Below are 13,434 nucleotides of genomic sequence, written 5' to 3'. Positions count from 1 at the left end.
GTTCAGGGCGCCATCGGCGCCCTGATTCAGGTTTAGCGGCTTTCCGGCAATACAATATTGCTCTCAGCCAGCGTGCCCATCTCATTAAATACCGTACAGGCCGCCTCCACCAGCTGCATCGCCAGCGCTGCGCCGCTTCCCTCGCCGAGACGCATCCCCATATCTAAATAGGGCTCCAGCCGCAGGTGCTCGAGGGCAATACACGCCCCTTTTTCTGCCGACAGATGCGAAGGGATCAGGTAAGGATGAACCGCCGGAGCCAGCCGACAGGCGGCCAGCGCCGAGGCATAGGAGAGGAAACCGTCCAGCACCACCGGCAGCCCGCAGGAGGCGGCCCCCAGCATAACGCCGGTCATGCCGACCAGATCGAAGCCCCCCACTTTTGCCAGCACGTCGAGGCCATCTTCAGGCTGCGGCTGGTTGACGGCGATCGCCTGGCGTACGACATCCGCTTTGTGCGCCAGCTGCGATACCGGTAGATTAGCGCCGATCCCCACCACGTCACGCGCATCATGCCCGGTCAGCACGCTGACTACCGCCGCCGCCGGCGTCGTATTAGCCATACCGAGCTCGCCGACGCCAAACAATCTGACGCCCTCAGCCGCCAGCTCCCGGGTAAAACGTATACTCGCCAGCAGCAACGTCGTCGCCTGCTCCCGGCTCATGGCCGCGGTGCGGGCAATATTGGCGCTGCCGCGCGCCATTTTCATATTCACCAGTCCGGGGAGCGGATCCGCATCGATACCGGCGTCCACCACATGTACCTGCGCCCCCGCCAGTGCCGCCAGTACGCAAACGCCGGTATTTTTCCGGGTCATGTTGGCCGCCTGAATCGCGGTGATGACCTGAGGTGAGATGGCGACCCCTTCATGCCAGACGCCATGGTCGGCGCACATCACCACGATGGCTTTCTCCGTCAGACGCAGCTGCCCCTGCAACCCCGGCATGCCGGCCAGCTGTACGGCCAGTGCTTCCAGACGCCCTAAACTGCCCGGTGGCTTTAATAAACCATCCAGATGCACTTGTGCCTGGGCCATCGCGGTTCGATCCGGCAGCGGAATGGCGGCGATGAAAGCAGAAAGAGTGTCCATCATGTTCCTCGTAGCATTTTTCAGGTGATTTACCGTCGCCCGTCGCAAACAGCGTCGCACTCCGCAGGCAGCGTTACACGGCGGTTCGCCGCTCAGGGGGAAGGATATCAATCAGAGGGAGGGGGCATCCCCGGCGGCGCGAGTCGCCGCCGGGCAGGGTACAGCGTGATTACTCAGCGATCTTCTCTTCGACCTTCGCTTCGCCAATCACTTTCAGCTTTTTGGAAATGTCGCGACGTTCTTTCGACAGTTCGGCGTTTTTGATGATGTAATCATCAACACGATCTTCGTAATCGCTTTTCATGCTGGCGATGATGCCCTGAATAGCTTCAACGCTCATGCCCGGTTTGATGTAGTCACTGAGGTTGTCCAGCAGCAGTACGCGCTTCTGGTTATCACGGATCTTTTTCTCAACGTCCTGAATTTCACGCTGCAGCTTGTTCTTACGACGGTACAGGCGAACAAACTCCAGTACGTCCTGGAAAGAAGGCTTAGTTGTTTCCATTTTTACACCCCTAATATTTGAGATTCGGATTCGCTAAAGCGACTGCTATATAGGGCTAACATAACTGTTAGCAGCCGCGGATGACAATGTTTTTTCCTTTATGTTTATCATACCCCTAAATGCTGCTGAATCGAAGCAACCGGTGGGTAAATTGCACGCATCTGGCTGTTATTTACGCAAAGCGCGGCAGATCAAATTCGACAGCAGCTCAAGCTGGCGCGCCAGTTCAATCGTCAACCAGACGTAGCCGTGGATCGGCGTTTCCGCCAGGTTATCCCCCTGATGCGCTTTCATTAGCTCGCGCAGCTCGGCAACGATCTCATTGAGTTTTTCGCTGTTGGCGCGAATCGGCTGCGGATTACCTTCATACAGCGCATGCGCGATGGTCAATAATGTTTGCTGGGTCATCTGCTGGGTTTCACGCAGCGTATGGGCGTTCAGCATCACGAAATGGCCAGAACGCGAAATCCAGTAAGCGTTGATCTGCAGCTCCAGCATGCAGACCAGGTTGCGGCTGACGGTCTGAATCGCTTCGAAGATGGCCTTCTGGATGTGGGTTTCTTTGCTGGCCGGCGTAATCAACCCGCGCATCTTCACCACGTCGTTGAGCACCTGTTGCAGATGTTTTTCCAGCCGCGGCCTTTCCACCAGGTTCGGGGAAAACCCGGCCTGGTAGAGGCGATTGAAGGCGGTAACGTAACTGGCCATCTGGATCCGCCAGTGCAGGAACGCCCGCTGCGGCCAGATACCGGTGAACAGCATGGCCAGCAGCGAGCCGAAGATAACGTCTCCGCTTCGCCAGAGCGCGGTGTGCATATCGCCCGGCGGCGCTCCGACCACCACCGCCAGGGTAATGCCGATAAGCAGCGCCTGATACGGTTTTTTGCCCAACGCCAGCCAGCCGCAGAGGAACATGGCCACCGCGCACCACAGCACCATGATGGGTAAGGAGATAAGCTCAAGTTTTAGCGCCACCAGCCCGAGCGCCGAGCCAAGAATGGTCCCGCCGATACGCTCAAAGGCGCGCGGCACCACGTTGCCCCAGAACGAAATCGGCCCCATCACCACCACCAGGGTAATCAGGGGCCAGGTCCCTTCCGGGACATTCAGCAGATGTACCAACAAAAATGTGAGGACAAAAGCCAAAGCGATCCGAATACCGTGTACCACCCGATAGTGGCGATACAGGCGAATTTCAAAAGGCTTTAGTGATTTATCAGCGCGCACGGCCCTCTCCAGCAAGAAGCAAAGGCCAATTGTAACTGCTTTTTCAGCACAAGCAGCACGCTAATCTAAAAAACCTTGCCTGTAGCAGGGACGCCCGTTTATTTCCCGCCACGTTCGACCGCGACATACATCTCAATGTCCCAGTAGCCGTCCTGATTGCCATCGTTCAGATAGACTTCAAAGCAGGGTTGTGCCGCAATCTGATACTCCTTGCTTTGCATCAGGCTGTTGAAGAACTGCAGCCACGGCGTGGAGAAATCATGATCCACCACCCGCGCGCGGGCGAAAGCATACTCACCGCCGGCAATCTCGGTCAGAATCACCCCTTCGCTATTCGGCGGGATCACATAATCATCGGCGACCGTCACCGCCGTATCGCAGCGCAGTTTCTCAGGCGGAACCTGATCGGGATTATCGTAATAGACGGCAACCCATTCCTGCGCCGGCACCTGACTGTTGCTGACCCAGGCCATCAGCTGTTCAAAGCCCTGTTTAACGGTCTGCTCCCAGGGCCCTACCAGATGAAAACCGGCAATTTTCTTGTTGCCGACGGACTTCACGCTGTAGTTCATGTTGCCTCCGCGATTGATTGAATACTGTATATATATACATGCAATGTAGCAGGCAGCCAGAAAACAGTATGTGCGCTGATTCACAGAGTCGCCATCGCCGGAGGCTGAAAAATGACGTCGCCCGCTTTCCACGCGGCGTTTACTTCAACCGCACCTCAACGCGCCCTTCGCTTTCATTGTCTTCGCCCGGCCGTTTATCGATACTCGCTATATAAATAACGACATAACGATAAAGAGGACCTATGCAAGGAAAAATCAAGTACACGCTCATGGCGCTGCTGGTGTGGCAGCTGACCCCGGCGGCCATGGCGCAGGATATTCGCGTCACCTATGCCGGTTCGATGGGGAAGGTCATGGATCAGGGGCTAGGCCCGGCGTTTGCCAAAGCGCAAAACGGCGATTATCAGGGACAAGGCCAGGGCGCCTACGGCATGGCGCGCCTGCTGGCCAGCCATAAGCTGACCGCCGACGTTTTTGTCTCAATAACCCCGGGTCCGATGCAGATTCTGAAAGACGCCGGTTTGATTGACGACGCGATACCGGTCGCCAGCACCAGCATGGTGGTCGCGTACAGCCCGAAAGGAAAATACGCCGCGCAATTTGCCGCGGCGAATAAAAATCAGGATGCCTCGTGGCTGAATCTACTGTCGCAGAAAGACGTCCGCTTTGGCCGCACCGACCCGTACGTCGATCCGAAAGGCCAGAATATCGTCTTTACCCTGCTGCTGGCCGAGAAGTATTACCGCCAGCCGGGCATCAGTGAAAAAATCCTCGGCGAACTGCAAAACCCGGCGCAGACCCACCAGGAAGGCGGCCTGCTGAGCCGCCTGGAAAGCGGCCAGGTCGATGCCGCGGCGGGCTATGAAAGTGAAGTGATCTCCGCGCACCTGCCGTACGTCGCGCTGCCCGATGAAATTAACCTCAGCAACCCGGCAATGGCGAAACAGTGGTACGACACCGTCAGTTTCACCATTAAGGACAGCGCCGGTAAAGACCAGACGCTGCATACTCAGCCGCTGGTTTTCTACGCCGCGGTGCTGAAAAACGCCCCGAACGGCGTGGAACAAGGGCAAAAATTTGTCCAGTTCATGCAAAGCGCCCAGGGGCAGCAGCTGTTTAAACAATACGGCTATGCCGCGGCGAAAGGAGATAATTTATACGCCAGGTAAAACGCGCCGGGCGCATTGCCGGCTGGCTCTCGCTGCCGGCATTGCTGCTGCTCAGCGTCCCCTTTCTCACCTTAATCAGCGTTACGCCGTGGCATCATCTGCGCCTTGCCTGGCGCGACGACGATGCGATCCTCGTGTCGATGGGGCTGGGGTGCCTGGCGCTGGCGACGATCGTGGCGATAGGCCTGCCGACCGCCTGGTGGCTGTCGCAGGCCCGCGGTCGTCCGCGTCTGCTGGCGGAATTGCTGTTGATGATCCCGCTGCTGACCCCGCCGCTGGCGATGGGTATTTTACTGGTCAGCGCCTATGGCCCCTACGGACTGGCCGGCCAGTGGCTGACGCGGATGGGCGTCACGCTGGTCAACAATCCCGCCGCCTTTGTCCTCGCTCAGGTCTACGGCGCGCTACCCTACTTTATCGTGGTCGCCCGCTCGGCGTTCGCCACGGTGCCGAAAGCGATCCTTGAAGCCGGGCAAACGCTGGGCGCCTCGGGCTGGAACCGTTTTCGTTTTCTCGCCCTGCCGCTGGCGCTGCCGGGGCTGGCCTCCGCGGTGGCTCTGGCCTGGGTACGCGCCGTCGGCGAGTTCGGCATTGTGATGATCTTTGCCTACTTCCCCCAGGGGATCCCGGTCAAACTCTATACCAATCTGCAAAACGACGGCGTTGACGCGGTCTATACCCTGCTGTGGATGCTGCTGATCGTCACCCTGCCTCTGCCGCTGGCCTGCTTTGCGTTGGGAAGAGGCGCGACGTGGCGGCGAAAAACGCCGCCGCCGGCTACAAACTAAACGGTAGTTCAATCCCCATACTGGCGCCCAGGTCGTCGCTGTCGCTGTGGCCGGCGTCGGTATACCACACCGAGGTGCTGAGGCGCACCTTTGGCGTCACGTCGCCGCTCCAGCCCAGCTGCACGCCCTTCAGCGTATCGGCGTGCGGGAACGCTTTATTAATCCGCTGATTTTCCGGGTTCACCTCGGCGTAGACCAGACGCGCGCTCCAGCGCTGGTTCTCCTCGGTCACCAGCTCAACCTTGCCGGCATACAGCCTTCCGTCGCCGCCCAGCGCATCGCCTAGCGGGTAGCCCTGTTGGTAATAGCCGTCTTTATAGATAAAGTGGTTGTAGACGTAGTTGGTGCGCCCCATATTCGAACGGGTATCGTGAGCCTGAGGTACCAGTTAATGGCGTTGCTATTCCACTGGTGGTGCCCTTCCACGCCGCCGAGATAGAGATGGGCGGACGGCAGATACCCGGCTTCATCCTCGCCGATCATCTGCCCGTAGACGCTCACCGGCCAGCCCGTGGTCGGCGCCAGCTTCAGTTTAAAATCAAAGCCCGCCAGCTGATTGCCGGGATCGTCCGCCGAATCGCCGGTGTTATCGCGCCCGGAGAGCCCCTCCCAGAAGCTACCAAACGAGGAGGGCCGTCCCTCGCCCCCCCACTGCATAATGCGCGAAGCCCCCAGTTCCAGGGAGGAAAACGGCGAGAGCGTCAGGCGGCCGCCGAAGATTTTGGTGTGCGGTACCGCGGCGTACTGACTCATCTGGCTGGCGGAAATCTGGTACTGCCAGGGGCCGATCCAGCTTAGCCAGGCGCTCTCCGGCGCCTGCTGTTCGGCGCGTTGCAGCAGAAAACCGGTCAGCGGCCGCGCGGCGTCGGAGCGGATCAGGCTCCCCTCATAGCCGGGCCCCCACCACTGCGGAATTTGCCCAAACGCCAGCCACTGGTTCCACAGCTTCACCGCCCCGTAAGCGCCGTTGGCATTCACCGCGGACCCATTGTCGATGCGTTTGTCCCCTTCGACATTGCCCTGCAGATGCAGATCCCACCCTTCGCCGCTGGTATTCAGCGCGAGGGAGAGCGCGCGATCCGCGGGCTGAGATTGGGCAAAACCCTGCGGCGTCCCCGGCCTGTCCGTCGAGCTGTAGCCGCTGATACGGACAGCGGTTTTTAGTGACCTGAGTCGCCGCTCGACCCGGATTAACACTCCCCGCTCGGCTGAAGTGGTCGGATGCGCATTCGCCAGCGCGCGGGTAATCTCCTCTTCGCTCAGGGGCCAGGTCGATAAACTCAAGGCGAGGGTTCCACGATCGGATAACCATGCTAAATCATTGCGCAATTCGTTATCGCCCGGAACCAGACCAGAGGCAAAACCTGGGGTACTCAATACAGCAAAAAATCCCAGAGAAAGCGCGCGACGCGCAAAATATTTCATCTTCCCAGCTCCATTTTCGGCGCGCGGGCGCCGGCGTATTTCCTGAAGGGTGAGCAGGTAAGGTAATGGACTGAAACTAAACGAAGCGCCAACCAGCGCCATAACAATGTCGCGCCAGAAAAGATGCCGCCCGATCAAAGAGCGGCAGGAGGGTTACAGCTTTTGCTGGAAATAATCGCGCATTCGCGAGAATAGTCCGCCCTTGCCGACGCTTTCCAGCGTCACCAGCGGCCAGTGGGCAACCACTTTGTCGCCATCATAGAGCGAGATTTCTCCGACCCGCTGATTGGCGGCAATCGGCGCTTCGAGCTCTTTTTTATCCAGCACGTATTTGGCCTTGATACGCGACACTTCCGACTTCGGCAACGCTAACCAGAAATCCTGGTCGGTACCCAGCTGGATTTGTTGTTTATCGCCGTACCAGATGTGTTCGCTCCCGACCATTTTACCTTTTTGCAGCACCTGGACGGTATCGAAGTTTTGCTGCCCCCAGTGCAGCAGCTTCGCCGCCTGCTGTTCGCGACCTTTCGGGCTCTCGGCCCCCATCACCACGGCAATCAACCGCCGCTGACCGTCCACCGCGGACGCTATCAGGTTAAAGCCGGCGCCGGAGGTGTGCCCGGTCTTCAGGCCGTCGACGTTCATGGTTTTATCCCACAGCAGTCCGTTGCGGTTCTGCTGGGTGATGCCGTTCCACGTCAGGCTTTTTTCGCTGTACATATGGTACACCTCCGGCTCGCCGTGAATGATGGCTCTGGAGAGCACCGCCAGGTCGTAGGCGGAGCTGTGCTGGCCTGGCGCATCCAGACCATGCACGGTCTCAAAATGGCTGTCCTGCAGATGCAGTTTCTCGACGTACTCGTTCATCATCGCCACAAACTGCGCTTCCCCGCCGGCCACGTAATCCGCCAGCGCCACACAGGCGTCGTTACCGGAATCGACGATTAAGCCGCGGCTTAAATCACGCACGCTGACCCGGTCGCCGGGTTTAAGGAACATAAGCGATGAGCCATTAAAAACGGGATTGCCTTTCGCCCAGGCGTCGCGGCCGACGGTGACAATATCGTCAAAGGTGATACGGTGGCTGTCGATGGCGCGATCGACGACATAACCGGTCATTAATTTCGTCAGGCTGGCAGGGTTGCGCTGCTGGTGTTCATTCCCCGCAGTCAATATCTGCCCGGTGGTGTAATCCATCAGTACCCAGGAGCCTGCCTGGATGGCAGGTGGCGTCACGGTGACGGGAAAATCATTGCCAGCGAATGCGCAAGAAACGCTCGAAGCGAGCAAAGTAACAGCAATAAAAAAACGGCCTTTCAACGGCATATCCTCTAGATTTACAGATCCGCCGTCCTTTTTACGGAAATTCTCCTTTCGAATCAGGGTTTAATTGCAAGAAAATATGACACGATTAAGACATTGTCCTAGGGAATAGAGTTCCCATCTTCTTTTGGATATAAAAAAGCCGTTACATAGTTTTCAACCTAGTGATTATCATGTTAAATAAGTGATTCAAATTAACATTATGTAACTCTTCAAAAACTACAATTCTTATTATATTTAAAACGCTAGCATGATATAATAACCACAGTCTTACAAGCTGTATCCAATTTCATATTGATGAGGCTATAAAGCTCTATATACAGGGAATGCCTGTAAATTGTCATTACCTCTAAATAGCCATAATTCACAGTATGCAGTGGGGCAGAACCGTACTCCAGCATTTGAAGTGTTTTATCAACAAATTCATTCCACCGTTAGTTAGGGGAGAGGGGACTTTTGTACTAACATGATCCATCGGTGCCTTCTGGTTGGCTCTATCCTCTTACTACATACAGTTAATCCAACATATATACGTTCCACTATCAATTCCTGAACTATTTTCGGAGAGCATAAATAAAGAAGCAGTATAGCGGAAACTTAACCCCATGATAAAAATGACTAATCCACAATAAATGCAATTGTAATTCTGAAAACACTATTTATTGCAGGCCATTATTTGAATAATAGCCTACAATAAGTCATCAATTTTTTAAATTAACCCCAGACTTCTTCTCACCAAGTTATTTTTAGTAAGGAACCATGACGCACAATAACTTAAAAACATTGTAAGCGGTATAACGGTCAACGAGTACAGTGTATCAGAATTATCATTCACAACTCTTGAATAAACTCCAGATAATAGTATCAACACAGGCAAATGTAAAAGATAAAACGGCAAAGCCACCCTTGAAAGCTCAGAGATTAATTTATTTGATTGAATCTTAAGAGAGAAAAAGAAATAAAAAACGGACAGACACATAATCGTAGAAAATATATCTTTCATCAAAGTCTTGGACAGACCAGGCAGACTCATGTAAGACATAGATGATACAGAAAAAGAATACCACACGGTAAATACAATTGCGTAAAAAACAATTGTTTTTATTGTGGGTTTTTTTACAATATAGAAAATAACCATACCAATGAAAAATGGCATTATATAAAAAAGAACATTACCAACTTGAAACAATATTTCTATCGACTCTGGTAACACTCTTGTTGCTACTCTTGAGATCAATTGAAAAAATATCAATGCACTACAAAAATAAACTGTTATAGAGAAAAATGATTTCTTATTAAGATATTCACCCAGTTGCCTTGCAGCATTTAAGATAAACAAGGGGCTAATAAGTGTTAAGAGACTAATAAATGACAAAGTCACTAAAAACCACAGATGCCTATAAGAAAAATATCCATTTAAGTCTGTGTACCCCTGCATCCCATACATTAGTATACATGTAAGCGGTAGTATAACTACCAAGGCAACAATTGTTGGTTTAAGTATTCTTTGCTTTCGACTTTCGGAGTAATGAGCAATACCTTTTTTTTCTAAAACCAAGGAGGCAAAAAAACCTGATATTATAAAAAACAACTCCATTCTGAAGGGATTTGTATAATGCAAAATAGAATATGTTACTTTTGTTTGTGAAAAATACCCATCAAAACCAAACGCCCCATCCATAAGCATAGATGCATGAAAAGTCGGACCAAATATCATAATAATTGATCGGAGCAAATCTAAACCAACAATTCTATTGTTCATTATATCCCTACCATTTAGGATCTTTATAAAAATGAATGCTGCTATAAACAGTAACAAATCCATCTCGTCTTTGGTAGTGTTTTGCTCTCACTTTCTCATATACCGTTAACATCCGGATCCCCATTATGGCACTGATAACACTTGCTTGACCATCACCAAGGCTGGGGTATGTTTACTGCTTGCCGTATGCCTCGTTAACCAGAGTTAACGAGGCATACGGCAACTTGCTGCATACTGAATAACGATCTCTCCATCAGCACAATAAACGAGAAACGAGGCAAACGAGGCCACTTGTTGACCATTTCCTACATTTAACATTGTTTCCTTGTATCTCACTGTTACATGTAGTATTTGAGATAGTTTGGGGCCCACCACCGTGCACCAGAGCCGATAACAGTTTTTAATTTGAATCGTTAATGTAGTAGTTGCTGCTGCGGAAAAGTCAAGTCCCAGCCCGACATCAGTATTTACCACTGCTGAGTTAACCAGATATTACCACATTAGCAATGCGTCTTTTCCAGTTTCTTCAGATATCCACTTGACTTCAGTATCGCACAGATTAATGCTTAGCTCGCCACTTCTCAAGTAGAGTTGGCAAACGCATCACTTTTACATAAACGCCCCCCTAATTATTCTCTGTTGTCGATGAATAATTTTCCTGAAGATAATCATCCGTCAGCGTGCTTGCATGTCCATATTCTACTATGGGTCATTAATATGCTTCCCTGACGTAACAGCAGTAAAGTTCAAGAAGCGTTACAGTTGTTCAACTGGTATCTTTGAGAGAGGCTGATGAACCAACTCTAATTTCCAGACGCGGTGCCTTCTCCCCCTCAACTCACCAGCATCAACCACTTCTTATGGGGCTGAATATAGTTTACCATGGATGATAAGCAATTTAATTTCACGACAGCCATGATAGATTTAGTATCTCTTCAGATTACAATATCACATAGATAATAGCGAACAGTAAACAACTATGTTTTCATATCATACATAATATTAGACGTTAATAATATCATTTATATTTACAAAACAGTTAGTTAATTAACATAATTGGACTAAAATGATGGCAGATAGTGAGCGGCAATATTCCTTTCTTTTCCACGACTACGAACAAGTTGATTTAATTAATTGATATTAATGTGATTAATATTCAACAAAGACACCTTGTGTACTCAATTATGTACTCACCGGCCTTAATAACCCGCTTGACTAGTAATCACCTCCTGCCGAATACTGTATATTCAACCAGCATAAAGAGGTGATTATCATGCGTGTAGAAATCAGCATAGCCAAAGAGAAAGCCGGAAAAATGCCGAAGGGTTCGATGGATGCCCTTCGGGAAGAAATGACCCGACGGATCAGCAAACAGTATGACGCCGTTGAGGTGATCGTGAAGACGGCCAGCAATGACGGCCTGAGCGTGATGTGGGCGACTGACAAAGAGATTGCGAAGGAGTTATTGAAGATACTCTGAAAGATGCCTGGGAGACAGCTGACGACTGGTTTGTACGTTGAGTTGCGGGTATAGTTCGCGCCGACTGCAGGCATGAACACCCGCGGTTACTCCCCACCCTGTAGCTCTTGCATACGGTTACCGGGTGGGGCCTCGTATCAAATGGGATTTGGGTGCATACGAGAGCGGCGGAGTCTCAATCAAGGACTCTGTCCTTCATGTTTACAGTTAAGAAAGCAACTTTTTTTTGACATATTTTAGATAATATACTTTACTTTTTCTGTAACTATTCATTTTAAGGTAGCGTAATTCATTCTGTTATCTCTGTGATAAGGAAAGATTACTTATGGAAAAGAAACATACATCATATACACTTCCTTCAGCAAAATTATCTGATATAACGACTAGACTTCTGTCCAGGATTTATGAGGCAGCGTCTACGCGGCTGGACTTAATTACTATTGAGATTAATCAGGAAAAAAACAGAATCCTTAGCCTAGTTTTAATGATTGGCCTGGCACTCATTTTTACGACATTTGGTATAATGAGCCTTCTGCTCTACACTTTATTATTCATAGAACCATTACACCAACAGACTGTTCTTTTGTACTTTACCGGTGTGCTATTTTCTCTCTCTATTGTCTTTTGTATAATCATTCGCATAAGCGCCAGTCGCGCCACCTTGTTGTCAGAGACGCGTGAGCAGATCAAAAATGATTTAACCAGCATCACGGGTGAAAGGAATGAATAAATTACAAATGAAAAAGATTAAAGTCCTGAAGGAAATCTCATCTCAACGAAATGAAATCCATGGGCTTTGCGAAAGTTTAATGGTCAAATTGCAACCCGTTGATACAGTATGGAGTACTGTTTATAGACTCAGGGGCCCACTCATCCTAATCGGCGGGATTATAGTGTTGAAGAGCAAAAGAAAATCGCTAAAGCAATTACTTCTCACCGTAAGGCGAGTGGCCGGGCTTTGGGGTACAATGCGGCTATTCCGCAAATATATCACTCTCGGAAAATAATGTTAACAAGGTCTAACATGTAAATCATATAAGGAGTATTGATTATGACAGACAAATTTGAAGACAAAATTGATGAAGTTGCTGGTGCCGCTCAACAAAAATATGGTGAGCTTACTGACGATTATGGTCATCAGGCAAAAGGTGCAGCACGTAAGCTTTCTGCACAAGGCGGACAAGCGGTTCAGGATGCCGCAGAAGTCGTACGTGAGCAAGTCACCGATAATCCCGTTAAGGCAGTAGCCGTTGCAGCAGGATTTGGTCTACTGATAGGTTTGCTTATCGGACGTAAGTGATCTTACGAGCCATATATAATTAAACGGGAATGTATTTACCTACACTAAACTTTGCTAATGAAATACTATTACCCTTTCTCCTATTAGCTGTATCTTTGGCTATCTGGTAGGGTTGCATATTTAATAATCTCTTACTATACTTTGATGTGTATTAGCCCATAGCTCATTACCTGATTAGATAGCCCCTCCAGCATTTGCGAGGGGATTTTTTTTTACGCTTAATCTGCTGGCGACGGAAATCCCACTATAAAACCCTCCCCATATTCATCAGCATCCACAAACGGTTCTCGCTACCGTCCGTGGTTTTGTCGACAAAATACGTCTGGTTGCGCTCTATCCACCTGTTCGCTTCATTGCCGGAGAAATGTATCCCTCGGCTTTGCAGCTCACAGACAAAGTCCCTGGTGCGTAAATAACGATACCCTTTGGGATTGATAGCGATTGAGGCGGCAAAAGCCTCTCGGATGTCGGACTGACGGAGCATTGTAGCCTCCTGATAATTACTGTTTGCATATACAGTAGTTTTATCGAGGAGGCAGATCAATAGCGGTTGCGCCTATCAATTTTTATTACAGGCGCAAGTTGTTGTTAGCTAAAGCGGGAGACGTTATCTGCGTAATCAGCTGCAACGATATCAGCAGGGTCGAGGTCGCTATCAGTCAGATCGTCGATAGCGACGCGATATGTGGTGTTACGTACCGATTTTTCCGACGCCCCTTTATTATTCAACTGGTGAACAGGAATTGACGACGGGCGTGCGCCAAATGCCGCCGGGGCCAGGTCGGAGACATA

General features: G+C 50.9%; 13 protein-coding genes and 2 pseudogenes. 6 read left to right on the top strand and 9 right to left on the bottom strand.

Annotation, left to right across the window (positions count from 1 at the left end; all coding sequences use genetic code 11):
• Positions 1-32 precede the first annotated feature (32 nt).
• The 4 genes from cobT to sbmC form a co-directional block, all read right to left on the bottom strand.
• Entirely contained in the window at positions 33-1,091 is a 1,059-nt protein-coding gene (cobT, locus tag ACI2JR_RS18565; RefSeq protein WP_462479199.1) for a nicotinate-nucleotide--dimethylbenzimidazole phosphoribosyltransferase, read from the bottom strand.
• Between the two features lie 169 nt (positions 1,092-1,260).
• Positions 1,261-1,596, bottom strand: coding sequence for a DUF496 family protein (locus tag ACI2JR_RS18560; RefSeq protein ID WP_132725164.1), 336 nt, complete (start codon positions 1,594-1,596; stop codon positions 1,261-1,263).
• A gap of 168 nt (positions 1,597-1,764) precedes the next feature.
• Complete coding sequence (locus ACI2JR_RS18555) at positions 1,765-2,823, bottom strand: FUSC family protein (protein ID WP_462479176.1); 1,059 nt, start codon at positions 2,821-2,823, stop codon at positions 1,765-1,767.
• 98 nt (positions 2,824-2,921) lie between these two features.
• Entirely contained in the window at positions 2,922-3,395 is a 474-nt protein-coding gene (gene sbmC, locus ACI2JR_RS18550; protein WP_132725168.1) for a DNA gyrase inhibitor SbmC, read from the bottom strand.
• Positions 3,396-3,637: 242 nt separating this feature from the next.
• Between sbmC and ACI2JR_RS18545 the strand changes: the two genes are divergently transcribed.
• Positions 3,638-4,564: an extracellular solute-binding protein gene (locus tag ACI2JR_RS18545; protein WP_132725170.1), complete on the top strand. Its 927-nt coding sequence runs from the start codon at positions 3,638-3,640 to the stop codon at positions 4,562-4,564.
• Between the two features lie 14 nt (positions 4,565-4,578).
• Positions 4,579-5,352 (top strand): molybdate ABC transporter permease subunit, encoded by a 774-nt coding sequence (locus tag ACI2JR_RS18540; RefSeq protein WP_132725172.1) that lies wholly within the window; start codon positions 4,579-4,581, stop codon positions 5,350-5,352.
• Here ACI2JR_RS18540 and ACI2JR_RS18535 read toward each other — a convergent pair.
• From ACI2JR_RS18535 to ACI2JR_RS18525, 3 genes and pseudogenes are all read right to left on the bottom strand, one after another.
• A pseudogene (locus ACI2JR_RS18535) lies at positions 5,342-6,777 on the bottom strand (capsule assembly Wzi family protein). The gene ACI2JR_RS18540 and the pseudogene ACI2JR_RS18535 overlap by 11 nt on opposite strands.
• A gap of 153 nt (positions 6,778-6,930) precedes the next feature.
• The gene (dacD, locus tag ACI2JR_RS18530) at positions 6,931-8,097 is read right to left on the bottom strand and encodes a serine-type D-Ala-D-Ala carboxypeptidase DacD (RefSeq protein ID WP_165905620.1); all 1,167 of its coding nucleotides are present in this window, start codon (positions 8,095-8,097) and stop codon (positions 6,931-6,933) included.
• 712 nt (positions 8,098-8,809) lie between these two features.
• Positions 8,810-9,862 (bottom strand): acyltransferase family protein, encoded by a 1,053-nt coding sequence (locus tag ACI2JR_RS18525; RefSeq protein ID WP_462479175.1) that lies wholly within the window; start codon positions 9,860-9,862, stop codon positions 8,810-8,812.
• 1,273 nt (positions 9,863-11,135) lie between these two features.
• Here ACI2JR_RS18525 and ACI2JR_RS18520 point away from each other — a divergent pair.
• The 4 genes and pseudogenes from ACI2JR_RS18520 to ACI2JR_RS18505 all read left to right on the top strand — a co-directional run bounded on the left by ACI2JR_RS18520 (position 11,136) and on the right by ACI2JR_RS18505 (position 12,642).
• Positions 11,136-11,383 (top strand): annotated as a pseudogene (locus ACI2JR_RS18520) (DinI-like family protein).
• 284 nt (positions 11,384-11,667) lie between these two features.
• Positions 11,668-12,072, top strand: a complete 405-nt coding sequence (locus tag ACI2JR_RS18515; protein ID WP_462479174.1) for a phage holin family protein — start codon at positions 11,668-11,670, stop codon at positions 12,070-12,072.
• Complete coding sequence (locus ACI2JR_RS18510; RefSeq protein WP_462479173.1) at positions 12,065-12,349, top strand: YqjK family protein; 285 nt, start codon at positions 12,065-12,067, stop codon at positions 12,347-12,349. The genes ACI2JR_RS18515 and ACI2JR_RS18510 overlap by 8 nt, the downstream gene beginning before the upstream one ends.
• 44 nt (positions 12,350-12,393) lie before the next feature.
• Positions 12,394-12,642: a YqjD family protein gene (locus ACI2JR_RS18505; protein ID WP_462479172.1), complete on the top strand. Its 249-nt coding sequence runs from the start codon at positions 12,394-12,396 to the stop codon at positions 12,640-12,642.
• 244 nt (positions 12,643-12,886) lie between these two features.
• Here the strand turns inward: ACI2JR_RS18505 and ACI2JR_RS18500 are convergent, their stop codons facing one another.
• Complete coding sequence (locus ACI2JR_RS18500; RefSeq protein WP_462479171.1) at positions 12,887-13,126, bottom strand: hypothetical protein; 240 nt, start codon at positions 13,124-13,126, stop codon at positions 12,887-12,889.
• Between the two features lie 104 nt (positions 13,127-13,230).
• Positions 13,231-13,434, bottom strand: a 204-nt coding sequence (locus ACI2JR_RS18495) for a hypothetical protein (protein ID WP_462479170.1), incomplete at its 5' end; no start/stop codon positions are given.

The organism is Klebsiella sp. NPDC088457, assembly GCF_044900465.1.
In the GTDB taxonomy this organism is placed as follows: Bacteria; Pseudomonadota; Gammaproteobacteria; order Enterobacterales; family Enterobacteriaceae; genus Klebsiella.
The sequence above is the reverse complement of the archived record's forward strand: the minus strand, read 5'-3'. Positions and strand labels throughout refer to the sequence as shown.